22 protein-coding genes are annotated in these 26,094 nt (G+C 40.8%); all 22 read right to left on the bottom strand.

Annotated features, from left to right (window positions below):
- Positions 1-137: 137 nt before the first annotated feature.
- The gene (locus tag DBR11_RS01025) at positions 138-1,259 is read right to left on the bottom strand and encodes an NAD-dependent epimerase (protein ID WP_108549746.1); all 1,122 of its coding nucleotides are present in this window, start codon (positions 1,257-1,259) and stop codon (positions 138-140) included.
- Positions 1,260-1,290: 31 nt separating this feature from the next.
- A complete protein-coding gene (gene asnB / locus DBR11_RS01020; RefSeq protein WP_108549745.1) occupies positions 1,291-3,132 on the bottom strand; it encodes an asparagine synthase (glutamine-hydrolyzing) in 1,842 nt (613 codons plus the stop codon).
- Entirely contained in the window at positions 3,111-4,214 is a 1,104-nt protein-coding gene (locus tag DBR11_RS01015; protein ID WP_108549744.1) for a glycosyltransferase, read from the bottom strand. Before DBR11_RS01015 ends, asnB begins: the two co-directional genes overlap by 22 nt.
- 3 nt (positions 4,215-4,217) lie before the next feature.
- Positions 4,218-5,237, bottom strand: coding sequence for a RimK family alpha-L-glutamate ligase (locus tag DBR11_RS01010; RefSeq protein WP_108549743.1), 1,020 nt, complete (start codon positions 5,235-5,237; stop codon positions 4,218-4,220).
- Entirely contained in the window at positions 5,212-5,799 is a 588-nt protein-coding gene (locus tag DBR11_RS01005) for a hypothetical protein (protein ID WP_108549742.1), read from the bottom strand. Before DBR11_RS01005 ends, DBR11_RS01010 begins: the two co-directional genes overlap by 26 nt.
- The gene (locus tag DBR11_RS01000) at positions 5,783-6,988 is read right to left on the bottom strand and encodes a histidinol-phosphate transaminase (RefSeq protein WP_108549741.1); all 1,206 of its coding nucleotides are present in this window, start codon (positions 6,986-6,988) and stop codon (positions 5,783-5,785) included. The genes DBR11_RS01005 and DBR11_RS01000 overlap by 17 nt, the downstream gene beginning before the upstream one ends.
- Position 6,989: 1 nt before the next feature.
- Positions 6,990-8,153, bottom strand: a complete 1,164-nt coding sequence (locus DBR11_RS00995; protein ID WP_108549740.1) for a glycosyltransferase — start codon at positions 8,151-8,153, stop codon at positions 6,990-6,992.
- Positions 8,146-9,366: an O-antigen ligase gene (locus DBR11_RS00990; RefSeq protein WP_108549739.1), complete on the bottom strand. Its 1,221-nt coding sequence runs from the start codon at positions 9,364-9,366 to the stop codon at positions 8,146-8,148. Before DBR11_RS00990 ends, DBR11_RS00995 begins: the two co-directional genes overlap by 8 nt.
- 11 nt (positions 9,367-9,377) lie before the next feature.
- Positions 9,378-10,463 carry a hypothetical protein gene (locus DBR11_RS00985; RefSeq protein ID WP_108549738.1) on the bottom strand — a complete coding sequence of 362 codons (1,086 nt, stop codon included), beginning with the start codon at positions 10,461-10,463 and terminating at the stop codon, positions 9,378-9,380.
- A gap of 18 nt (positions 10,464-10,481) precedes the next feature.
- Positions 10,482-11,078 (bottom strand): sugar transferase, encoded by a 597-nt coding sequence (locus DBR11_RS00980; protein WP_108549737.1) that lies wholly within the window; start codon positions 11,076-11,078, stop codon positions 10,482-10,484.
- Positions 11,056-12,291 (bottom strand): DegT/DnrJ/EryC1/StrS aminotransferase family protein, encoded by a 1,236-nt coding sequence (locus DBR11_RS00975; protein ID WP_108549736.1) that lies wholly within the window; start codon positions 12,289-12,291, stop codon positions 11,056-11,058. Before DBR11_RS00975 ends, DBR11_RS00980 begins: the two co-directional genes overlap by 23 nt.
- Before the next feature lie 11 nt (positions 12,292-12,302).
- Complete coding sequence (locus DBR11_RS00970; protein WP_108549735.1) at positions 12,303-13,397, bottom strand: glycosyltransferase family 4 protein; 1,095 nt, start codon at positions 13,395-13,397, stop codon at positions 12,303-12,305.
- A 5-nt stretch (positions 13,398-13,402) separates the two neighbouring features.
- Positions 13,403-14,263, bottom strand: a complete 861-nt coding sequence (locus tag DBR11_RS00965; RefSeq protein WP_108549734.1) for a glycosyltransferase — start codon at positions 14,261-14,263, stop codon at positions 13,403-13,405.
- Positions 14,263-15,396: a DegT/DnrJ/EryC1/StrS aminotransferase family protein gene (locus DBR11_RS00960; protein WP_108549733.1), complete on the bottom strand. Its 1,134-nt coding sequence runs from the start codon at positions 15,394-15,396 to the stop codon at positions 14,263-14,265. Before DBR11_RS00960 ends, DBR11_RS00965 begins: the two co-directional genes overlap by 1 nt.
- Positions 15,393-16,835 carry a lipopolysaccharide biosynthesis protein gene (locus tag DBR11_RS00955; protein WP_233260605.1) on the bottom strand — a complete coding sequence of 481 codons (1,443 nt, stop codon included), beginning with the start codon at positions 16,833-16,835 and terminating at the stop codon, positions 15,393-15,395. Before DBR11_RS00955 ends, DBR11_RS00960 begins: the two co-directional genes overlap by 4 nt.
- Positions 16,836-16,863: 28 nt before the next feature.
- Positions 16,864-17,871, bottom strand: coding sequence for an acyltransferase (locus tag DBR11_RS00950; protein WP_108549732.1), 1,008 nt, complete (start codon positions 17,869-17,871; stop codon positions 16,864-16,866).
- A 12-nt stretch (positions 17,872-17,883) separates the two neighbouring features.
- Positions 17,884-19,185: a nucleotide sugar dehydrogenase gene (locus DBR11_RS00945; RefSeq protein WP_108549731.1), complete on the bottom strand. Its 1,302-nt coding sequence runs from the start codon at positions 19,183-19,185 to the stop codon at positions 17,884-17,886.
- A 12-nt stretch (positions 19,186-19,197) separates the two neighbouring features.
- Positions 19,198-19,728 (bottom strand): UpxY family transcription antiterminator, encoded by a 531-nt coding sequence (locus tag DBR11_RS00940; protein ID WP_108549747.1) that lies wholly within the window; start codon positions 19,726-19,728, stop codon positions 19,198-19,200.
- A 155-nt stretch (positions 19,729-19,883) separates the two neighbouring features.
- Positions 19,884-22,145: a tyrosine-protein kinase family protein gene (locus tag DBR11_RS00935; protein WP_108549730.1), complete on the bottom strand. Its 2,262-nt coding sequence runs from the start codon at positions 22,143-22,145 to the stop codon at positions 19,884-19,886.
- A 24-nt stretch (positions 22,146-22,169) separates the two neighbouring features.
- Positions 22,170-22,934 carry a polysaccharide biosynthesis/export family protein gene (locus DBR11_RS00930; protein ID WP_108549729.1) on the bottom strand — a complete coding sequence of 255 codons (765 nt, stop codon included), beginning with the start codon at positions 22,932-22,934 and terminating at the stop codon, positions 22,170-22,172.
- Between the two features lie 263 nt (positions 22,935-23,197).
- On the bottom strand, positions 23,198-23,539 hold the full coding sequence (locus DBR11_RS00925; protein ID WP_108549728.1) for a helix-turn-helix domain-containing protein: 342 nt from the start codon (positions 23,537-23,539) through the stop codon (positions 23,198-23,200).
- A gap of 91 nt (positions 23,540-23,630) precedes the next feature.
- The gene (locus DBR11_RS00920) at positions 23,631-25,994 is read right to left on the bottom strand and encodes a glycoside hydrolase family 2 protein (protein ID WP_233260604.1); all 2,364 of its coding nucleotides are present in this window, start codon (positions 25,992-25,994) and stop codon (positions 23,631-23,633) included.
- Positions 25,995-26,094 lie beyond the last annotated feature (100 nt).

Below are 26,094 nucleotides of genomic sequence, written 5' to 3'. Positions count from 1 at the left end.
GAAAAAGATGTATTTGCCTGCAAACCAGAGCTATCGCTACCCTCTGTTTTGTAATTTTTCTGTCACATAACGGAGATGAAATTCCTGAAACTCAAAAAACACGCCAGATTATTTGAAAATCCGGGTTTTTATTTGTATTATTTTATTGCGAATCTAAAGTCTTTGACCAACTGTGGAAGCACTAATTCTTCGGGTTGTTTTTTAGGAACCAACTCATAGAAATCCTTATACCAGGTTACAAAATTTCTTACACCTTCAGCAACGGATACTTTTGGCCGATATTTATATAATCGTTTCAGGTCAGAAACATCTGCCCAGGTTTCTGCTACGTCGCCATCCTGTAATGGAAGAAATCTCTTACGGCTCTTCAATCCTATGTTCTTTTCAATTTCTGCAATGAAATCGAGCAGGTTGACCGACTGCCCTCTGCCAATATTGAATACTTTAAACGGGGCTTTGGAACTGGCCGGATCAGGCTTATGTGCTGTCCATTCTTTATTGCAGGTAGCCGGATGGTCCAGTACGCAGGTAATACCCTGCACAATATCATCTATATAGGTAAAGTCACGCTTCATCATGCCGTTATTGAAAACATCAATCGGTTTATTTTCCAATATGGCTTTGGTAAACATAAATAGCGCCATGTCTGGTCTTCCCCATGGTCCGTATACCGTAAAAAATCTTAAGCCGGTGGTGGGGAGACCAAATAAGTGGCTGTAAGTATGCGCCATGAGTTCATTGCATTTTTTGGTTGCTGCATACAAGGATACCGGATGATCTGCATGCTGATGCACAGAAAATGGCATTTCCTTATCCAATCCGTAAACACTGGAAGAGCTGGCATACACCAGATTTCGGATGTGGTGTACTTTACAGGCTTCAAGTATATTCAGGAAACCTGTAATATTGGCGTCCAGATAGGCTTTTGGATGGCTGAGGCTATACCTGACCCCCGCTTGTGCGGCCAGGTTACATACGGCATCATAATGACAATCTTTGAACACCTTCTTTAACTTACCATGATCCGTCAGGTCAACTTTAATAAACTTGTAATTGGGATAATAAGTACTTTGAACTGTTCTTCCATACTCAGTCTGATCTCTTGGAATCCCTGTGTCTTCCAGACGTCTGTACTTAAGTTCCACATCGTAGTAATCGTTAATGTTGTCTATTCCGGTTACTTCGTCTCCGCGCTGAATCAAGTGTTTGGCTAAATGATAGCCAATAAAGCCGGCTGTTCCGGTAATCAATACTTTCATATATCTGCGTTTAAAGGTTAAATGCTGTAGATTACTTAGGTAAGTTCTGGTACCAAACCTCCAGACTGAATACGCAGAAGAGTATTTTTGCTCTTCTTTCTTCTGAGATCTGGATTTTTCTGCGCAACAGATCAAGTATGAAATCCTTTTTAAGGAGTGTTCCGTAAAAGGGATCGCCTGCTATCAGTACCTGTTCAATATTTATTTTCAGTTCGTAATCCACCCATCGGGCAAGAGGGATCTCAAAGCCTCTTTTGGGTTGGTCAATCAACGTTTTCGGAAGGTATTTTGTAGCCAGGTCGCGGAGAATAGATTTGGTACGTATACCTTTTATTTTATAACTATCCTTTAATCCCGGCGCAAAATCAAGCATCTCCCTGCATAGAAAAGGACTTCTCCCTTCAAGTGAATGTGCCATAGTGGCAATGTCCATTTTAGGCAGCAGGCGGCCGAACAGCATGGATTCAAAATCCAGATACAAGAGTTTTTTTAAAGGGGAAAGTCCGGAGTTTTCCATCCTTTCCAGGTTGGCCGATAAATCTCCCATTAGGGGCTGCACCAAAAACTGGTCTTCAAAACCCACAAACAGATCTGAAGAAGCTGAACAATACATTTTCAAAGGATCTGCATAACCTGCAAACTTGAGCAACCGGTACAAATAGGTATAATAGCTTTGTTTTTTATGTGCTACGGGTAATACGCTGGTCAAAAGCCTGGCTCCATTTCTTTGAAAAGCCCCCGGATTAAAGAAATCTATATGTTTAAAAGGTACATACCGCCGATAGCCACCAAGCATTTCATCCGCTCCATCACCATTTAAAGCCACCGTGATATGTTTCTTTGCTTCCCTGGCTACATAATAACTGGGAATGGCTGAATTGTCGGAGTTTGGTTCGCCATGGTTAGTGAGGATCTTTTCAATATCCTTATCTAAATCAGAAAAATCAATTTCTACAACAGTATGTTGTGTTTCGTAGCGTTCAGCAACTTGCTGAGCAAGCATAGATTCATCAAAACTTCCCCTCACTTTAACGGTAAACGTTTTCAGCTTCGAACTGTGCGCTGCAGCCATTGCCGTAACCAAACCACTGTCAATTCCTCCGCTTAGAAACGAACCTACATCCAGGTCCGAGCTGTCTATCCGCCGCCGCACTGCCTGCTGTAAAATATCATCCAGCCGTTCCACAGATTCTTTATAGGAAAATACCTGTTGCTGATGATAAGCTGCCTCTATGTTATACCAGGTAATGTTTTCAGCATAGCCGGTCAAAGTATCTATTTTCAGGTAATGACCGCTTTCCAATTCGTCAATATGCATATAGGGCGTTGCTCTTCTATAAAAATGCCCCAAATAGAGGTAATCGGCCAGGGCTTCATAATTGAGTTCTGGTTTTACACAACGATTTAAAACATTCAGTTCAGAAGAGAAGACCCAGCTCCCCTGCTTTCCATATACGTATAAAGGTTTCTTACCTGCCCTGTCTCTCGCTAAATATATTCTGCGATTATGCTGGTCATATAATGCAAAGGCAAACATTCCGTCAAACTCATCCAGCATTTTCATGCCCAGCAGTTCAAAAAGCATCAAAATCGTAAGGGTATCTGAATGGGAAGAAGCTTCGAGGTTGTATTTCCTTCGCAACTCCATATGGTTGTAAATCTCTCCGTTAAAGACAATCACCAATCCATGATAGCTCATAGGTTGACAGCCCGTAACACTGAGATCCTGGATGGCAAGACGGGTATGGTATAGTACCACATTATCCTGGCTTCGGGATTGCTGCTGATCTGGTCCTCTATGCCGTAAGCCTTCAAATATCAACTCTTCAGCCATTGGGCTTTTATAATCGATCAATCCAAATATTCCACACATAATGTATTAATAAGATCTTTCCAGTGCCCCATAACTTTCTCTTCGCTAAAATCAGATTCAATATAAGCCCTGCCCATGCCACCCATCCGTAGGCGTTCTTCAGTATCCATTTCCATGATACAGCGCATTTGCTGTGCTAATGAATCGGCATCTGCCGGCATGCACAACAGCCCGCATGCAGCAGATTCCAGCAATTCTCTGTTGCCATCTATATCTGTCACCACGATCGGTTTAGCATAGGCCATGGCCTCCAGAATAGCATTAGGCATCCCTTCTGAAAAAGACGACAAAACAAAGGCATCGGCATCTGCCAGATAACAGCTGGTATTGGGCTTAAAGCCCTCCAGCCGGACATGATTTTCAAGCTGCAGGTCTTTGATCATTTGTGCCGGCCATAGCTGCCCATTCAATTCGCCAACTATGGTTAGCCGGTAACTTTTATCTTTAAGTAAAGCTGCTGCTTTAAATAAGGTAACATAATCTTTATTCCATCTGAAATGTCCCACACAGATCCAGTTAAATAAGGAATGACTTTGTTCACCGGCTTTCGCACGCAGTTCATCATTTCCAGGCAAATCCGGCACTAAAATCCCGTTATGGATCACTAAGCCATCTTTTACCGCCAGTTTCCTGCTTTCAAAATTGAGTTTTGAGGCCAGGGAATTGTACACTACGGCGTCATCCAGTTTGGCTGTGTATTTAAAAGGTACATACCATTTTGCAGGGATAACGGAAATCCTGATGGATGAAATGAGCAGGAAGCATAGGCTTAGTTTCAAAACCCTTGCGCAAAGGATTGCAGCGAACATAAAAGCCACAACCACATCCGGCCGGAATCTTCTAACCGATCGGTAGAGCATTCTGATGTTCCAAAAGGAATTCCAGGTCCATTTCCGCAAAAACAACACCTTAATCCCCAGCCTACCCAGCTCTCCGTTAAATTCATCGATGGGCTTCAGAGAAATGATCATTACGGTGTGTTTACTGGCTTGCAGCGCCCGGGCCACTTTTAACAGTTGTGTTTCTGCACCACCTTTACTCATGGATGGCGTCATCAGAATGACCCTTTTGTTCACTTTCATAATTTATAAGTAAGCCTGAACCTGTTTATATTTGATGTTAAAAACCAGATCAACGTATTTGGCATCCCAGGAGTTGAAAAAATTAAAGTGCTGCTTGTAATAAGCATACGCTTTTCCTTTGGTGTCCATTTCCGGATTAGGTTGATAGAAGGGACTTACCTCCAGATAAATGGGCTTTGTGCTCAGGTCGTCATTTTGCCAGGTGATGTCAAATGCGCCAGTTGTGATATGTAAGGATTTAAAAGTATTGGTAATGTCCTGGCGCCAGTGTTCCGGAAAATACTTAAAGTCCACTTTACTGCCATAACTGGTAGAAGTCGGCATCCATTCATCTTTCAGGTTGATCCGCCAGTAGTGAAGCACAATTTCATCTTTTACAAAGATCACCCTCAGGTCCTTTCTCATGTTGAGCAGTTCCTGCACAATAATATGTTTGTTTTCTCTTACAAATTTCATATCAGACAACAATTCGACCAGATCCTGGAGTGAACGAATATGGTATAAACCTTCCGATGCACAAGAGTGCTCTGCCTTGATTAAATACGGATAAGACAATCCCGCATTTAGTACTTCTTCAAAAGAATTGTAAATGATGGTTTTGGGCTCTCTTACATTAGCCAGTTTAAAGACATCGTGCATATGAGCTTTATTTTCCCACAACAGCGCTTCTTCGGATTTTGGAAAGATATCGTTCCCCTGCAGTTCAAGCTGGGTTGTAAGTTGCTGAATTGCTGCCGTATAATTCCAAAACCCGTAAATATTATAGCGGCTGCTTAGTGTAAAAAAGATCTTTTTGTGGTAATAATGCCCGATATTTTTTCCATAGACAATCCTGAAGTTTTTACGGGACTTAATCAGTCCTGCAATAGTAGCCATATCCCAGATAAAGGCATCTGTCCCAAAATAGTGTATTGTGCGATCTGGTATCCAAACCAATATCTGTGCATTCTGGTGATACAGCCTTTTAAAGGAAAGCCAATTGATATGCCCTGCTATTTTAAAGATCCTGGAGCACCTTTTCATTATTTTGGTGAGTAAATTCATCGTTGGAATTAATTAGGTCAATTTCCCGGATTCCGAAATAGTCAATAGACATGCATGAAACTTCCCTGATCAGATCATCATACAACCGCACTTCTCCATGTTCATGATTATAACTCAGGTCATCAATATAAACTACTGGTATTCCTTTAGATATCAAATAATTGATATAAAACAGTTTAAGATTTGCTCCAGGTACAAGAATCAGTTCTGAGGCCCTGATCCCACAAGAAAGCAACCAATTACAGGTGGTAAAATAGCTCTGGTAACTTCTGGCTGAAATAAAAACTACCCTGTGCCGCTGTCTGATCTTGTCTAGTATGAAATTCCTCATTCCAATGAAAATGGGTAAAGAGGCATATCTGTGTTGTTCATTTCTGTAAACATATTGCTGCAGCGAAGGCCAGGAATGGGCCAGGGTATTGTCTATATCGACCAGGTATACTTTTGTCCGGTCATCTGCCCTATTCAGCATCGTTCTGAACCGGTACCTGAACCAGGTATCCAGCACACTGTACAACCAAAACCTAATTAACGCTTTCATGAATTAAATTGGGTATTCTGTTCATAGCCAGACAAGCTTTCATGCTGCTGATGATGTATTCGTTTTCCTGCCTTGACCTTGAGGCCAGACGGATGAACTGGCCCTTTAAACCGATCTTATCATCGCAAGTTCTTACATAGATTCCATAACTGATGAGCAGTTTGGCTACAAATTCTGTGGAGCGGATACCTTCTTCCAGCTCAATTAACACGAAATTAGCCATGCTTGGATAGACCTTAATCCAGGGAAGCTGCTTAAGCTCCCTGATGAAATCAAGTGTTTCCATAATATATTTTACGCGTACCTGTTCATATTTCAAAGCAAAATCACCGCGGGTATACAGGCGGAAAAAATATTCTGCCAACCCATTCGAATTCCAGAGATAGCCATTATTTAATAATGCAGCAACATATTCTGCCCGCATAATTCCATATCCAGCTCTTATTCCGGCTACGCCAAAGTCTTTGGACATGCTTTTGAGTACAATCAAATTTGGATATCTTTCTACTAAATGGGCCAGCGAAACCAGTTTGTAGGTCTCACTTTCGTAGGCAAAATGAATAAAACTCTCATCTATGAGGATGTTCTTTACAAAAGAAAGTTCATCCAGCATACGTTGTACATCTGCAATTTTAGTGTAGCCACCATTTGGATTGTTAGGGTTGATCAGTACAATGGTATCTGGCTGATGTTTTTTAACCATGGAAATATAGCCGCTGATGTCGAGCGTATAATGGTCTTCTTTAGATAATTCATTAAAAATTACTTCCACACCCTCTTTTACGTATTCGTAATAAGAAGAAAACGTGGGAATATTAATGATGATCTTCTTTTCGGTAAAATTGTGGATTACAGCCTGTATAATTTCAATAGCACCATTACCAATGAATATATTTTTTGGGTTAATGTTCATGAAAGCAGCCAGTATTTCTGCAATTACGCCATTTTGAGAGGGGTAGCTTTCCAACAGATCCCGAATCTTTCCACTGCTGAGTATTTCTTTGTTGAAATATTCAATAAACAGCTCAGTTGCATAAGGATTGGACAGAAAACAGGCATCCACACGAATGGAAACTTCAGGAAGTTTTTGTTTAAATGTAATGATACTGGGCGAATGAGAACCCGCCTCATTTTTCAAAATTTCCAGTTTCTTTACAATCTTAAGTTCATCGTTTGTAAATTTTATCATCTTATTTAAATTTTGATTCGTACTGTAAGGCAAATGCTGAACTTGACCCTTCCTGTTGATCTAACAATTGCTGGTAAGTCTTTAAATGCTTTATAGCGGAGATTTCAATATGAAAATGGGTTTCAAAATGACGAATGATCCTTTCTTTAAGCGCTTGTTTCTGATGGCTGTATAATGCTCTTTTTAGCGCCAGTTCATAAGATTCCATACGGGTATCTTCACTTAAAAAGCCAGTAATCCCATCGCTGATCATTTCTTTCATTCCGCCAACAGGTGTACAAACAGGGATACAGCCAACAGCCATGGCTTCAATCAATGAAATGGGCATCCCTTCAAAAAAACTGGAAAGGCAGAAGGCGTCCGCAATACTTAAATAATCAGCAATATGTTGCTGTGCACCTTTAAATTCGATATTCGGATCACCTGCTGCCAGCTTTATTAATCTCATATACAAGGGTCTATCCTGTATTTCGCCAATCAGGAGCAGCTTACATTTAACTTCTTCGTTCTCATTAAACTTTTGAACAACCTTGATCAGCATTTCCTGGTTCTTTTCGGCCGAGATCCGGCCAATATGAAGGAGCAGGAAATTTGGTCCGTATTTTTTATACCGGTCTGAAAGCGCTTCCACATATTCCGTAGTTTTTAATGATGGCCGGCCATTCTCAATGAGAATATCGTTATCCAGTCCATAATATGTCCGGTAGGTTTCCCTTCCGTTTTCAGAGATGGTAACTGGTTTCACCTTATGGAAGCGGTAAAATATCCCTCTTAGGTTTTTTAACCAAAAACCAGGGCATTCTTCCCGGGCAACATTATGGATGGTGTGAAAGAACAAGGTTCTGCTGCTGTATAATCGATAAAGAAACAGGTACTCTGAACTATTTAGATGGCTGTGTACCACTGCAGGGTGCAGGTTTCTGAGCCAAAAGGTCAATTTCAGGAATACCTTCAGACTAAAACCCGCCTTCTTACTAAAACTTACATATTTTACCTGGGGATCCAGGTCTTTTACAAAACCCTCCGCGCCATTGTCCATCAGGGAAACCAAATAAATTTCGCATCTGGTATTCCGGGCCATTTCATTACAGAGGTCTACCACAAACCGCTCTGCACCTCCCCGGCTCAGACTACCGATAACTTGTACAATTCGAATTTTAGGCATAGCTGTAGGGGTTTAATATGGCATCCTCTGCAACCTCCCTGGTTTGAATATGGTGTAATTGCAGGATACTGAAATACAAAAAAACGGTAGGCCCATCTGCACTAAGCAGCCATGGATTATGTGACAATGCATTCAGGCAAATCCCTATAAATGAAAAGCACAAACAGATCATTAAAGCATTTTCTTTTTTTCTGATGAATCTAACTGCACCAAAAAACAACCGGACAGGTTTATAATAAATGGCCAGTAATAAACCAATACCCGCAAACGGCCCCAGATAAGTAAAGAACATCAGGTAGGCATTATGCGAGGTAATGCCTGAAGAAAACACATAGTCACGGTAGATCACATCTCCCCAGTTCTTACCATAAAAAATGAGTCCGAAGGGATACTCTGTGTAAATCCTCAGGTTTTCCATAGCAAGACCAGACCGGTCATTTGAAGCATCATTATGTTCATTTTTGGTTAGGATATTTTCTGCGCCACCCAGATTGTCTTTCAATACGTAATTAAAAAACAAGAAACTGGCCAGCAGGATCATAGCAATAGAGATTACTGCTTTTATCCGGTAATTGAGCAGCATGAAAAGAAATACAACAAGCGTAAAGGCTACAAAGGCCGAGCGTTGCATACCCAGAAAGAGAAATAGCAAACAGGCCATAAGAACCAGCAGAACCAGTAAAAAATGCTTTTTATAGACACAAACAAAGATAAAAGCAAAGCAGCACAAGGCGGCCATCTGGTAGCCAAAAGTAAATTGTGTAAGTGCGATACCAGAAGGACTCTGTACCACTTCATCTCCCATCAGCACGGCTCTTAATCCATCTATTTCTCCGTAATAATGGTTCAGGACCATGACTACTCCTGAGAAAGTGAGGAGGGCAAAAAAGATCCATATAGACAGCTTAAGACGTTGCAGGTTATTGCCTACAAAGTAATTGAAGTAGAGTGCACAAAGCAAAATGCAGATCATATTGGCAGCAAAACCATTAAAGTCGGCCAGGCCAATAACACTGTACAAAAATACAGCAATACCTATCCACAGCAATTCCCTGGCATACAGGAAGGATGTTTCCCCCTGCTGCTTAAAAATGAAGATCAGAGGAAAGCAAAAAATCAGTGGTGCGGGAATTCTAAAAAATGCAGTCATAAATATACCGAAAGCCAGACTGAACAAATACAATGTCACGCAAATGATCACCGGTAATTTCATATCAATAAGTTTTAGATCTTGCCAATTCCCTGTTCAATCTGTTGAACAAAAGATTCAGCATCGTAAATAGCTTTTCTGTAAATTTCTTGCCCATAAGCTGCAATTTCCTGATGGGCTTTGTAATAGGTAATTAAATGGTCCAGTTTTTCTTCCAGATCGATGAGATCCCAGGAAACCGGGATATACGTTTCGTTTTCCTGATAGAGATTTGGAAAGGTTTCCAGATGGTTCATCAGCGGTTTAACCAATAGTGCTCCTGAAATAAAAGTTTCAAAATCACGGTAACAGATTTCCCCCCATCCAAATGGACTCAGGCCAATCTTGGAATTTCTAAGTTCTTTCCAATATCTGCTTTTGCTTACATTACAGCCACTGGCAATTTGCAACTGCAATTGAGTAAACAAAGCCAATATATAATTCCGCTGATCTGAGATACCTTTTATCTCTCCCCGATCAGGATGGATTGTTCCCCGGAAAGTGAGATCCAGACTCCTCTTTTTGACAACAGTTGAGAATCTTAGCGGATAGACTTTATAGCTCAAGTAATTACTCAGTCTGCTCATTTTATAGCCAAAGAACCGATAGTCGTTAAAACCGATGTTCCATCCTGTTTTAATTTTCTGAAGTTGGTTTGCCGGACAAGGCTCAAATACTGTTTTAGCGTTTTTAGGTAGGAGATCGAGCCAGAACCGAAGGTTCCTCCCTTGGTTTGCATTGGTATAGTACTTTTTATCTTTCAGCGCTTGCTTCTTGAGAAATACATCTACATAAGAAATGATCGGAAAATCTGAAGAGCCTGAAGAATCTGCCGCGTCGAACCAGATTAACCTGCCCGTCCGTGTATTCATTTTTTGAAGGTAAGCGATCAGTTCCGCTTCATTCTGTGTGTTTCTTGTTTGCAGGTGCTGCCAGCCGCTGGCAAAATATCTGGAGTGTAGCAGCAGATAATCTGCATCCGCCAGCCTTTTGTCCAAATGATTTGTATAGAATTCTACTTTTAATCCATGGGCCAGAAATTCGTTTTTCCAACGATGAAAAGGATGACTTTCTCCATAAAATCTTTTTTCCGGCCAATCCAGGATTTTTAAGGTCTTCATTTTGTAAATCCTTAAGCATTATCGGTGTAGTATACTCCTGAGTGTATAAGAAATAATTTTCAGGTCAATCCAGAGGTTATGGTGATCAATATATTTCAGATTCTGGTTAAGCTTTAGTGGAATCACTGTATGGATGTAGAAGTCTTCCGGGTCATCTGAACGCTCCAACAGCTGGTTTTCATCTATGAATTGTATAGAGGCCCAATCTGTAATTCCGGGTTTTACAGTTAATACTCTTTTTTGATCTGAATCGTACATATCCACATATTTGCAGACTTCTGGTCTTGGTCCAACAAAACTCATTTCCCCTTTTAGAATGTTGAGCAGCTGAGGCAGCTCGTCAATTTTATACTTCCTTAAATAGTAACCCGCGGGGGTGATGCGTGCGTCATGATTACCTACGGTAAGTAAACCCGAGCGGTCTGAGCCACAATACATGGTCCGGAACTTATAGAGTTCAAAGTTTTTCTGGTTCAGTCCTACGCGTACCTGTTTGTAAAAAATTCCGCCTGCAGAATCGAGTTTCAGCCAGATGATCACTATAATAAATACAGGAAGCAGGCATAACAAACCCAGAAGGGCAAATACCACATCAAACATTCTTTTCGTATTCATAGCTAATATTGACTTGTACAGCTTCGATAACGCTGTCGATGATAAACCTGATTTCAAGATCGGTAAGCTGAGGATAGATCGGTAAAGAAATTTCGCAGGCATACAGTTTATAGCTGTTTGGATAATGTCTGATCTCGTAACCAATGCTTTTAAAATAGCTTAGCATAGGCATCGGAATAAAATGGACATTAACGACGATACCTTTGTTAACCAGGTCTTCAATGATCTGATCACGCTGGGCCTCGGTTATTCCTTTGATACGCAAGGGAAACAAATGATAGGAGGTTTCCCGATGGTTGTCTTTGGTTACCGGAGGGATAAACCAGTGCTGGCGTTTAAATCCTTCACAGTATTTCTCGCTGATGTCTTTTCTCAAAGGAAGAAGCGTAGAGGTATATTTTCGGATCTGAGCCAGACCAATGGCTGCACAAACATCAGGCATATTAACCTTATAACCTTTTAATAGAATATCATACTTCCAGTTTGCCCCTTTTGATTTGGCAAAAGCGTCCTTATTTTGTCCATTTAATGAAAAAAGCTTTAAAAAATTAAACTCTTCTATATTGTCAAAGCTGGCTGGCAGGTTTAAACAGATACAGCCTCCTTCTGCTGTGGTGATGTTTTTTACAGCGTGGAAGGAAAAGATGGTTACATCTGCTTGTAAGGCTGCAGAAAGCCCATCATAGTAAGAGCCAATGGAGTGTGCCGCATCTGCAATCAGCAGAATCCTGCCAAGTGTTGTTTGCCTTGAACTTTCTGCATCAAATAAAGCCATGATCTGCGGTTCCTGCACTATAGTTCTTAAATCGTCATATTTGCAAGGCAATCCGGCAATATCTACAGCAATGACCGCCTTCGTCTTACCGGTAATTTTGGCTCTTACTTCTACGGGGTCCAGGGTACAATCATCCAACACGTCCACCATTATCGGAACTGCTCCACAATGCAATACACACAGCGCCGTTGCGCAGTAGGAATAGGCCGGTACAATTACCTCATCCCCCTCCTTAACTCCAAACCATTTTAACATCAGCATAGCACCCGATGTCCATGAATTGACACATACTGCTGCTGCAGAACCGGTTAATTTAACCACTTCGGCTTCTAGCAATTTTACCTTAGGCCCGGAAGTAATCCAATTGGCATACAGCGAGTCAAGAACCTCATTAATCACTGCCTGATCAATAAAAGGAGGAGAAAAAGGAATATTCATAGTTTTAAAATTTAAGAGTTAAAGAGGATCAGATCCTCCCATTGGCTGGAAATCACTTCAAGATCATTATTCTGACGAACAAGTCGTGCTCTGTTCTTGAGCTTATGCTGATATACCGGGTCATTAACAATCTTTAAAATTCCTTGGGAGAGCATCGTTATGTTCTGGTTGGCAATCAATACACCATTCAGCTCATTTTCTATGATTTCTGATGGTCCAAATTCACAGTCAAAGGCAACGCAGGCACAACCTAAACTCATGGCCTCAATTAAGGCATTTGGATAGCCTTCATTTCGGGAGGGAAGCACAAATACTTCTGCCTGTTCATAATAACTACGGAGGTTATCTTTTGCTCCGGTTAAAATTACCCGGCCCTGTAAATTCAAATCAGAGATGAGCTTGCAGAGTGATTGCCGTGCAGCCCCTTCTCCAACAATCAGCAGATCTATATTCAGGTGCCGTAAACTGTTAAAAGCCATGATCAATAAATCAAAACCTTTGACCACAGAGAGCCTTCCTACGCCGAGAATGTAGTTTCTGGAGTGTACCTGCCCTGCAGGTACGGTCTTAAAATCGAAAATGGGATTTCTGATCACTTTATAATTATTTAAGCGGTTAAAGGACGGGTAGGATTTCATACAATCTTCAATGCCTTTTGCGGGGATAACAATTGCCCTGGAGTGTTTATAAATGAAATAGGAGAAGCGTTTCATCAATGTATTAAAGCATTTAAGCGTGTGATCTGGTGTGGTGCGTTCTGAAACGGCATAAGGGATGTTGAGCAACAGACAACAGGTTCCTGTCCAAAGGTTAGCACTGGTCATAAAGGAAATAACAAAATCGGGCTTTGCGCTGCGCAGAAATTTGCTAAAACGAATTCCGGTTAACGCAGCATAACGGATCCTCTGAAAGCCGGTATCTTTGTTTTTTCTGTCGAGTAAACTGATTACTTTAACTTTTTCAGTAATGGGATAACCCGGAACCGCGGTATTCAGGCAAACTATGGTCACTTCATACGCCCGGTTGCTCAGGCTGTTGCCCAGTGAAGAAAGTACGCGTTCTGCCCCACCCTTTTCCAGAGTATTGATCACTAATACGACTTTCATGACTTCTACAGTAATGTACGGATGGTGTTTAATGCCTGTTGTATATTTAAGTACCGCAGGTCAAACAATAAATATCTTTGCAAATACATCTTAAACAATTTTCGTTTCATAGCCGCCGAATAGCTGAAGTTTTGGATCATAAGGTTAAAATCACTGATCATTCTGCTTTTTCTCAGTCTGGAATCGATCATACTCCATACGCCACCTGCATGTAAACGGTAGCAGCTCATTACTTCAGGCAGAACATACACCTTGTGATTGGTTTGGAAAGCTGCGTAAAGTTTAAACAGGGTATCTGAACCATGGGTATGGTAATACCATTGCTGTTTTTTTATGTCCATCACCTCCTGTATATTTCGCACCATTAACGAGCAGATGCGGGTTTCTTCCCGTAAGCCCATCAGCATGGCTGGATAATCAAACTCCAGCGACCTTGGCTCTGGGTGTTCGTAAACGACCTGGTCGTTTTCATCGATAACTCTGGAATAGGTACAACAAATTACACCATCTTCATGGCTTTCCAGAAAATCTACTTGCTTCTGCAATTTAAATGGGTCAAGCCAAAAATCATCTCCATCGCACATCGCAATATATTTACCTTTTGCCCTGGTCATAATGTCCATCTGATTTTTTACTGCCCCTTTATTAGGCTGATGAGCGATGAGCTGGATTTTTCCAGGATATCGATGGGCATGTTCGGCTATGATGGCTTTGGTATTGTCTGTAGAACAGTCTTCTCCAACCAGTATCTCCACCTCAAAATCCGTTGCCTGCATAAGAAAACTGTCTAAGGCTTGTGCAATATAATTTTCATGGTTATAAGTGATGCAACAAACACTTACCATAACCGGATATGGGCTATGCATCAGGCTAAAAGTTTATGGATGGAATAGACAGAGGCTTCGGTTTCAGCTGGCTCATCATAGTTCTGTGTTCTCAGTAATACCCTGGTAATCAAGTCCAGATCACTACAGGTTAAGGTATGGTATAAGGGTAAACAGAGCATCCTTCGGGCAACAGATTCACAAACCGGCATGCTGGCTGGATTTGCAAAAGGAAGTGTAGACAGGGCCGGATAAAAGTACCTTCTGCAATAGACCTTCTCATTTTCCAATGCTTTCAAGCATTTCAGCATAAGTTCTTCTGAATGGAACAGTACTGGAAAATAGGCATAATTATAGTCCAGATCTGCATTCAATTTGGGATAACTTGCTTGCAAATTCCCCAGTTTCTGCCAGTAATAAAAGGAAAGTAACCTCCTTTTATCCAGAATCTCGTCTATTTGTTTCAGGTTACATAACCCCATCGCTGCATGGAATTCGCAGCTTTTTCCATTGATGCCTACATCCGCAAACTCATCCGGCCCGTTATGCCCGAAATTTCTCATCAAAGCCATTTTCCGTAGTAATTCTGGGCATTGGGTAAAAACGGCTCCGCCTTCAATCGTATGAAAAAGCTTGGTTGCATGAAAGCTGGTTGTACTGATGTCCCCATATTCAAATACCGATTTATTTTTATATTTCGTTCCAAAACAATGGGCTGCATCATAGATCACTTTTAGTCCATATTTATTTGCAATGGATTGTATGGCCTCAATATCGCATGGATTTCCGTATACATGAGTTGCCAGAATGGCCGATGTTTTTGGAGTAATGACTGATTCAATTTTAGCCGGGTCAATATTAAAAGTTTCGGCATCTATATCTGCAAAAACTGGTGTGCAGCCCTCCCATAAAATGCTGTTGGTGGTGGCCACAAAAGAAAAGGGCGTGGTAATGATCTCACCACTTAGTTCAAGGGCTTTGATCGCCAGCTGCAGTGCCATGGTGCCATTGGCCACATAAAGCAAATGCTTTACATTTAAATAGGTTTTTAACTTCAATTCAAGCTCATTGACCAGCGGGCCATTGTTGGTGAGCCATTGACGCTCCCAAATACTGCTGATGTATTCTTCAAACTCCTGGATCTTTGGGAGAAAAGGTTTAGTTACAGGTATCATGGTTTAAGAATTAATTGTTTAAAGTCATGTATCGCGCTCAACTTGGAGAGACTACTGCTGCCGAAATAAATCAGGGTAAAAAATAATCCGTCTATCAGGATCCGGAGTATATCCGGCAGTAGGTATTGCAGATAAAAATGATCTAAAGCATAACAGAAGATCCCGCATAAAAATGAAATAACCAATATGGGAAAAATATCGCTGATTTGCTCCCTGACGGGGTAGTTAATCAGTTTACTGCTATAAATGGAATTAATGTAATAGCCCAGAAAATTAAAACCGAGCTGAAAATAAAGCAGCCCATATATACCAAAAGACACCACACCGAGTATTCCGGCCACACAGAGCACCTTCTTGATCATTTCAAGTTTAAGAATCAGGTCACTTCTCCCCTTCACCTTAAGTACATTCAGATTATAAGCATGTAAAGGATAGATAACACCAGCCATACAGAGAATCTGAAAATAAGGAACTGCCGGGAGCCATTTACTGGTGAGCAACAGTCTGAACAAGGGTTCAGCAACCACGGCAAGAAATATTAAAACTGGTGCATTCCAGAAAAGCACCTGCTGCATCAGCTTTTTATAGACTCTTTTCAGTTGCAGATCATCATTAACTATCGTGGCAAACATCGGATAGGTTACTTTATTGATCACTGCCGAGATATTGGATACCGGCAGCTGACTGACTGAATCTGCCCTTGAATAAAAGCCCAGTTGTGTAATAGAGAAATATCTTCCAATTATGAGTACATAAATATTCTTATAAAGGATATCGAGCAGCCCGGTCAGGGTCATTTTATAACCGAAATGGAAATGCTGTTTGAAGCAGCGTTTACTAAAAACCGGCGATGGCAGCCAACCTGAATACATCCAATGTAGCAGTGTGGAAATAAAAGATTGCAACAGATTCATCCAGACCAGGCTCCAAACCCCAAACCCATTTAAAGCAAGGCTTACACCAAGTAACCCACCAATGAATACAGAAGGAATTTGAATGGCCATCTGTATCTTAAAATTCATTTCTTTAGTGAGTCTTGCATTCTGAACACCAAAAAAAGCATTCAGAATGAAGTCGAGTGCATAAACTCTTAAGACCAGTGTTAAAATATCCTGATGGTAAAAGGTAGAAATATAGGGAGCCATCATAAACACCAGCATATAAATCACCACACTTCCACCCAGGTTAAAGAAAAACACAGTAGAATAGTCTTCCTGACTTAAACCCGATGAACGGATTAAAGAAGAGGTTAACCCCCCTTCCAATAAGGAGTTGCCCACGGCAATAAAAACAGACAGCATTGCCAGTATACCAAACTCTTTGGGTAATAATATCCTGGCAAGGATAATGGTAATACAAAAGCTGATGAGTTGAACACTGAACTGCTGTATAAAGGTCCAGATCAGGCCGGATAAGGTTTTTTGTTTCAAACTCATCATCAAAAGTCTAGTACGATATAGGTGTAAGCTATTTCAAAAAATAACCAGAAATACGGCTTCTGCTGAAATGAAGGTTTCTTAAAAAATGCAGAACAGGTTTCTCAATATACCTGGTTACGATCCAGGCAAGTAAGATCATACTTATAATGGTGATCAGAATAGCGACCACTTCACTACTGAGGTACAAGCCAAGTTTCCTGATGAGTATAAAACCAATGTTCTGATGGAGTAGGTATAGGGGATAAGAGATATAGCCTAAAAATAAGAATGGTTTCCAGCTTAAAAATGTTATCCGGTTATAGACAAACAGGTAAAACAATAAAAAAGAGACAAGGCATACATAGAAAAAATGAACAGAAGGATAAACCGCCATTGCCGTCAGAAAGCAGGCACCAATCAACAGATGCTCCCGCCAGTCTCCTCGCTCAAACTTTAACTTGTAAAATAAGATTCCAGCCATAAAGAACATCCCGTATTGCAGATTTAAAATATAGGCACCCAAAGGAAGAACATGAAACGTGTTTAATGTCATCAACGAAAGCCAGACCACCGCCAATGCTCTGGTGTAGGGTAAAATCTTTAGAAGATACAGACTGCCGAGCATGAGGTAAAAGAGCAATTCCGGAATCAGCGACCAATAAACGCCATCGATATTTGGGATGTTAAAAGCACCTTGAACCATGGTCATATTCCACAGTAATATAGAAAAGCTTTGTGGTTTCAAGAGCGGATCAACAGCAAGGGTGATAACCACAAAGGAGATCAATACACAAATCCAATAGGTTGGGTATAACCGCGAAAATCGTTTAAATGCAAAGGATTCCAAGGTTGTACCGGTTTGCAGAGACATAAAAATCACAAATCCGCTGATCATAAAGAACAGTTCAACGCCGTATTGGCCGAAGTCCCAATCGTAACTACTGGGATAGCGATGACCAAAGTTGAGCCTGAATTTAGTTGTATAATGGAACAAAACTACATTTAACGCAGCTATGCCCCTTAATACATCGAGTTCTTTTAAGCGTGGCATTGACATTTAGATTATATTTTACAACCTCATATTCACCACAGAATCCGGCAATACCGATTTAAGATCATACACAACCGTATTTTCATTGCACATTCCCGAGATGTCTATACCCTTGAAATCCTCATGTGCAACTGCCAGTACAATAGCATCATAAGTTCTTGTTTTGGATTCTCCGTTTTGACAAATTACGCCATATTCCTTTTCCACCTGACTTGGATTTGCCCATGGGTCATGGATCACGACTTTAATCTGGTATTCCCTTAGCCTTCGTACGATATCAATTACTTTTGTGTTCCGCACATCAGGGCAATTTTCTTTGAAAGTAAAACCAAGAATCAATACCTCGCTCTGATAATTGTGCCCGTTCGCGACCATTCTTCTGACCAATTGATCGGCTATGTATGCCCCCATAGCATCATTTACTCTTCTCCCCGCGAGGATGATTTCAGGATGGTAGCCCATCTCCTGTGCTTTCTGGGCTAGATAATAAGGATCTACCCCAATACAATGCCCACCTACAAGCCCTGGTTTGAATTTAATAAAATTCCATTTTGTTCCGGCAGCTTTCAATACTTCTCCCGTATCAATCCCAAGACGGTTAAAGATCATCGCAAGTTCATTAATAAAAGCGATATTGATATCCCGTTGAGCATTTTCTATAACTTTTGCCGCCTCAGCGACCCGGATGGAAGAAGCCTTAAAGGTACCTGCTGCAATTACAGAATGGTAAAGTTTATCTACCTTTTCGGCTGCTTCTGGTGTAGAACCGGAGGTAACCTTTAAAATCTGGCTTACCGTGTGCTCCCTATCCCCTGGATTAATTCTTTCCGGGGAATATCCGACAAAGAAATCTTTATTGAACCTCAAACCAGAATACCTTTCCAGTACCGGTACGCATTCATCTTCGGTTACTCCAGGGTATACCGTAGATTCATAGATCACAATATCCTCCCTGTTCAATACCCTTCCCACCATTTTACTGGCCGCCATTAATGGTCTCAAATCCGGATGTTTGTTTTTGTCGACTGGGGTGGGTACCGTTACGATGTATCTGTTACATTTTCGCAGCATTTCGGGTTCATTGGTGCAAAACAATCCTTTTGGTGTGGTACAGTCATTGGTCAGAACCGACTGCAGGATATGCTCTTCTACTTCTCGGGTTTGATCAAAGCCTATTTTCAAATTTGCAATCCGTTCCACACTGGTATCAAAACCAAAAACTTTATATTTTTTGGCAAATTCTACAGCTAGAGGAAGACCGACGTAACCCAGTCCGATGACGCCAATTTTTACCTGATCTACTTCTGGTTTCTCTATCATGGTTGTCGGTATCTAATTAATCAGTTCCAGATTGGATACGGGTATTTTTGTAATCAGTGCACAATGCAGACAGTCAATAACAACCAGAACATTTTTGCCTCTTACCTGCAGTATTTCTCCCTGCTTCTGTGTCATTACACCTTCCTTAATAATAACGCGGTCACCGGCACTGAGCTGCTGTAAACTGACGGCTTCCAAACTTGGAAATAATTCCAGAAAGCATTTTATTTCGTCAATTACCACATCTCTGATCTGGGCAGGTTTCCCCATATAATAGACAAAATTTATAACCCCTGTGGTGGTTCTCACCTTCAGGTCTTCTTTAGCGTTAATTTTGACAAAAACATAAGAGCTAAATAAGGGCAACTCTACTTCCTTCACTCTGTCTGCCCATTGATTTTTGACCTTTCTCACTGGACAATATGCCGCAATTCCAGCTATCTGTAATTCCTTTTCAATCTTTTTCTCCCATCGCGGCCTGGTATAAACCACAAACCATTTTCGTTCATTCATGAGTTTGTTGATAGAATTTAAATTTTCCATAATATAATCTAGGTTAAGAAAGATCTGTTCTGCTTGCACGGCTTCGCCACCTCACTTACATGAAAATTTTAATTTTAAAAGATGATGTTTTCTCTTTCGTAATCCCGAAGGACTACCTTGAACTGGGATGGTTATTCCCGGGTATCTGATTATAATTATGCAGTATAGGCATATCTGCCATATCTGTACATGTTCTTGTTTTCTTTTCTGGCATCATTAAATACCAGCAATGGATTTTTTAATTTTTTATGCTCACAGATATCCTTAAAAATTCCAAGATCGGCCTTATGTGTAAAATTATATCTAACCATATAAATACTCGCATCAGCAAAAGTTGATAGGCTAAAGGCATCTGCAACATGGCCTACAGGGGATGTATCTACGACTATATAATCAAAACGTTTTCTCAATTCGGCAAACAACTCCGATACTTTGGGACCCATAAGTAATTCTGCCGGATTAGACGGAATTTTCCCACATCCAATGGCATATAAATTTGGAGACGAAGGAACCTCCATTAAGATATCTTCCAGATTGAGGTCTGACGAGTTTAAATATTCTGAAAGGCCGGTGGTGGCTTTAAGGTTTAAATTATTCAGCAGGTCTGGTTTACGCAGATCAAATTCGAGCAATACAACTTTTTTGTCAGACAGTGTAAGTGTAAGGCCGAGATTAGTCGTAAAAAAGGTTTTTCCTTCTCCTTTAGTACTGGATGTGACGAGTAAGACCTGATTAGTATTGGTTTTGTCAATAAAACTGAGGCTGGTCCTGATGTACCGGAACAATTCAGCCATAGTGGTGCTCTGGTCACTGTGAACCAGTAATGGATCTTTTCTATCTTTATGACTAAGCTCTCCCAGGATTAGGGCATGTCCGGTGCCGTATTCCACATCAGACAAATCTCTTACCTTATTGTTCAACTGTGTTCTTGCATACACAAAAGAAGCCGGCAGCAAGAGTCCGCATAAAATGCTGATCATATAAATCAATTGAACTTTCGGTTTAGCTGGAATAGAATTATATGCCGGCTTATCAATAACTTGTGATGTAGGTATAGTTGCAGAGAGCGAAAGTTCCGTCTCTTCTCTTTTTTGCAAAAGGTAATGGTAGAGCGTATTTTTGACACTCTGCTCCCTACTCCTTTCAATCAATCCCCTTTCAATAACTGGTGTTTGGTGGAGCCGGGATTCAAATTGTGCAGTCTTATTTCTCAAACTCGACCTTTCCAGATCCAGTCCCCGTTTAATAACCCCCAGATTTTCCAGGATTTTTCCTTTAAGACCGGTGAGCTGGTCTGAAATATTAACAACCAGGGGATTATTTACTCTCACAGTTTTGAGCAATCTTTCTCTTTCTATCTGAAGATTATTGTATTTATCGGTTAAGCTCATTAAAGTTGGATCCTTTAATCCGAGTGTAGTTGGTACCAGATCAAATTTATGATCACCTCCGTTTAGATAGCCAGTGATCGATTGTACCAGCGAAACCTGAACCTCGCTTGATGCTAGTTGCTGTCCATATTCTCCTGACGACTGAAGGTTCATCTGAGCATCGCTGTTCAGTTCTGTAACCCGGTTGTTTCTTTTGTAGTTTTCTACGTCTTGTTCGACACCCGTCAAGTCTTTAGTTAAATTTCCCAGTTTACCGTCAATAAATTTTATGGTATTTAATGCCATGATGTTTTTATTCATTACGTTTTCCTGATTGTAAGTATCAATCAGCCTGGTTAAGATGTCGACCCCTCTCGAGGGGATTGCATCCAGTAAACTCAGAACAATTGTATTTGCATCTTTAACCACGGGCAAAACAGTTAGTGCATTTAAACTGTAAGCTTCAGCGGCTTTTCGAAGATTAATGAAACTGATGTCCACCGGCTTATTCATGGTACTGAAGGCCTCACCTTTCCTAATTTCTATGCTGTATTCCGGCCGGCTGATGACCTGGTTGTAATGGTACACAACTTTGCTACTGCTGTCTCTGAGGATAAACTTATCGTCCATAGTGTTTTGTACAGAAAGTTTTTTCAGAAAAGCAGGCTCATTTAACCTAAGTACAACAACCTGTATTGGCAGTGTCTTACCATAAAGTTCCTTTTTCTTAAAGGGCAGTTGGCAGCTATACTTCACCTCTAACCCCAAATCATATAAAACCTTGTATATTAAATCTTTTGACCTAAGCACCTCCATTTCATTTTCAACTGTTTTAGATGACCTGAACATGTTCAGGTCACTAAAAGCAGTACCTTTTAACAAGCCGTCTCCTTTAGCATCATCCTGGATCAGTAGAATACTACTCACTTTATAAAAAGGTACTGTAGTTTGAAGATAAGCATAAGCAACTCCAATACATATAATTACTGAGATCAGAAAAATATACCAGTATTTAATGCACCTGGTAAAGAATTGATTCAAGGCCATGGTCTTTAATTTTATATCAAAAACTTATCTGTGTAAAAATGCAGTAGCCAATACGGCAATTGCAGATATGGTTGCCACAATAAGTGGCATTGACCTGCTGCTATGACTGTATTCTATTGATTTGGCTTTGTCGGGCTCTATATAGAGAATATCATTCTGTTTTAAATAAAAATATGGAGAATTCAGCACATTCTGATGATTAAGGTTAACCCTCACCATGGTACGCTTTCCATCAATTTCTCTGATGAGCAGTACATTTTCTCTTTTACCATAAGGCGTCATATCGCCCGCAAGTCCCAGGGCCTCAAGTAAATTTATCTTTTCGTTGGGAATAGTAAAAGTTGATGGGTGGTTGACTTCGCCAATAACAGTTACTCTGAAGTTCATGAATTTTATATTGACAATGGAGTTGACCACATACCTGTTAAGCTCTTGTTCCACCACGCTTTGGGCTTGTGCGATGGTAAGCCCCTCTACCTTAACCTCACCAAGTACTGGAAATTTGATTCTGCCACTCGCATTGACTCTATAACCTTGTTTTTCATAGAACCCATTCATATTGACAGAAGTTGGGTTTGCAGCAAACATCACATTCGATTCCGGACTGGTACTGTTCACATCGATACTTAATACATCATTCTTTAAAATCTTGGGTTCACCATCATTTACGATTGTGCTGATGTTATCACTTTGCGCCTTTAAATCGCTGAAGTAGACCAGATTTCTTTGTCTCGCACAGCTGGTTAATAAAATTAACAGCAACGAACACCAGATATAGTTTGATTTCATAACATAAACCTCCTGTTGACATTAGTAGTTACACCGATTAAAAATCAATAATTAAATCTAAACACTAATTCGCTTAAAAAATTGAATTTCAAACAATTGTGAACCATATTGTAAATATTCTACAGGTAATTACACACTTTGTGTATAGAGTGTTATACATCCTTGGAATAGTGACCTGATCAGTGAGGATATATCCAGGTATTAAAATTGAAAAAGCCGTTGGTTAGGCGGCTTTCTCGATTGGTGGCCTGGTTGTGTTGTGGTTAATTTGCAACTTTTTTATACAGCAGGTTATTTTCCTGGAGTGTGACAATTAATTTTTCCTGCAATTCAGTCACCACGGTCTCCATTTTCCTCAATTGTGCATCGCATAGTCTTCTTTCTTCTTCAATTTTCTTTGTTTCTTCTGTATCCTCAAAAAATAATGCAGGACGAACATTGAAATAGTTAGCTATTTCTATGAGGCGTGCAGTATTGATATCGGTGATTCCGGTTTCTATTTTAGAATAAGCCGGAATGGATATTCCAAGTGCCTCGGCCAGGTGCCGCTGTTTCTTACTCGAATTTACCCTAAGCATTCTTATTTTATTTCCAATGTCTTTCATCACTTTAATTTAATTTATATAGCCGGCAGCATCCACTGCCGGTATATACTTCTAACTTATCATTCATAAAAAACTAACAATTCACAACCGCTTACTTATGCTGGTCAATAGCTCCCTGAAACATGCTTCTTTCTTGTTCAGGGATATTGGCTCCAAATTTCTCAAGATATGCTCTGGCAGCAGGAACATAGTTTGCCCAGTCCTGCTGGTTATAGAACCCAACCGTTTTGGCCCTCAGTAAGATTTCTTCTCCAGGTGCCCCATAAGGTTTAACCCTAGCTTCTATGACAGACCAATCTGTATTTCCCTGGGTCATCAGCGGCTCCATTTCTCCCTTCAGGATCATATTCATCATTGCAACAGTATATTTTCGATCTCCCATCACCTTTTTAAAAGATTCGGCATTTATATTCATCAGCGTAAATCCTGCATCTTTCGTACTCTTGGTAAACTGAACTACACTATTAATATCTTCGTCAGATAAGGGCATTTTAAGCGAAGAAACATAAGCAGATCCCGCAAGCAAGGCCCCAGGTTTATCTCCTGCCTGCATGGCCATCATAGCCATTTTTTTCAGGAATGGAAGGTCACGCTTTCCGTTAATATACTCCTTTAGCATGGCACTATATGCGATACCCGGTTCCATAAGGTCTGCGTCTTTGGCGCTAACATCTCTCGTCATGGCAAGCCAGGATGACGTTGAGAGATCAGGGTTTAACTGGCTATGGATCTCCCTCATTTCTTCAAACGGGATCTTAATCACTTCGCGGTCGTAGGTCATTAATCCATTCTGTTCGCCTTCCACGTCAAAAGGCTGGGTATAAATCGATCCGGATAAACCTTCCTTCTCCATCAATTGTAAATGCTGGTTCATAATGGTGTATTTTGCTTTGAGTGCTGCAGGCTTTTCCTGGATATAGCCCCAGGCCGATCCTATTATCCACTGGTGATCCGGAATAAAGACACCTATTCCCCCAAACTCTCCACATACCTGCGCTTTTCCGGCTTGTCTAATGGACATCATTGGATCTGGATAGCTGTGAACATCGGTCATATCCGCGCTAACGTAAGCATTTGGAGATGGAGAGCGTAACTGCTCATTCACATAAAGTAATTCACCGGAATGTCCATTAAGAATTCTAGACGGATCTGTTTTCTTGACCCATTCACTGAGACGTTGCTGATCATATTGGCCCCATTTCTCGTTAAAAAGCACCCAGGCAACTACACAGGGACTGTTGTGCAGCTGAGTCATTTCGTCTAAAGCCCCTTTTTCGAATTCAGCCTTACTACCCTCCGGAAGGCTTTGATTAGGATTCACAAAATCCTGCCATACCAGCATACCAAGTTTATCCGCCCAATAATACCACCTGGCTGGCTCCACTTTGATGTGCTTGCGGATGGTATTAAAGCCCATTGCCTTTATAGCCTTTATATCAAAAGACAAAGCTTCATCAGTAGGTGCTGTATATAAACCTTCTGGCCAGAATCCCTGATCAAGGGTTCCCAGGTTATAATAAGGCTTGTTATTCAGGAAGATCCGGTCTACCCCTTTTGCATCTTTACCAATGCTAACCTTACGCATCCCAAAATAACTCTTCACCTCATCCTTTCCCAGCTTTATCGCTAAGTTATATAGATAAGGACTTGCGGGAGACCAGAGTTTCATATTAGCAATCGGTACAACGATACGCTCATTTGCTTTCCCTTTAAAAGTCTTTCCATCAACAACAGTTGTTACCGGAGCAGCAGAAACTGATTTCACCTCCAAATTCAACACCCCTTTATCAATATCCGGAGTCATGACCAACCCTTCAATATAAATTTCGGGAACAGTCTCCAGCCAAACCGTTTGCCAGATCCCGCTGCTGGGTGTATAATATATATTTTGCGGGTTTAATACCTGTTTTCCATGTGGTCCAATTCCCTGATCGGTTGGATCAAATACCTTTACGGCTAACTCATTAGAACCAGAGCGAAGGGCATCCGTTACATCAAAAGAGAAGGCAGTATAACCCCCTTTATGCTGGCCCACTTCTTTTCCGTTAACAAAGATTGTAGCTTGCCAATCTACAGCACCGAAATGCAGTAAAATCCTTTCGCCCGTTTTTGGGCTAAGATTGATGTTCCTTTTATACCATAAAGTCTGTGTTGGAAGTAAAGTTTTCTTCACACCAGACAATGCCGATTCTATCGGATAAGGTACCAGGATCTGCCCTTCAAATGCAGCAGGTTGTCCTGCATCTTTAGGACTAATTGCATAATCCCATAATCCATTCAAATTTGTCCAGCCTGTCCGAACCATTTGCGGCCTTGGATAATCCTTTAGTGCATTTTGGGGAGAGACCTCTTTTGCCCATCGGCTTTGGATGGCAACAGGTTGCATTTTATAAACAGTTTGCGCGTTTGCACTTATTGCCGCTGTTCCTAATAGCCACAACAGATGTGATTTCATTTTCATTTTTTAATATTTGGTTATCAATAATAACTTTCATTTCTGTTCGAATAATTGAAAGATCAGAAGACAAACCTATAGAATGAAATCAGTAAAAAAT

It is taken from the genome of Pedobacter sp. HMWF019, assembly GCF_003061025.1.
Classification (GTDB): Bacteria; Bacteroidota; Bacteroidia; order Sphingobacteriales; family Sphingobacteriaceae; genus Pedobacter.
The sequence above is the reverse complement of the archived record's forward strand: the minus strand, read 5'-3'. Positions and strand labels throughout refer to the sequence as shown.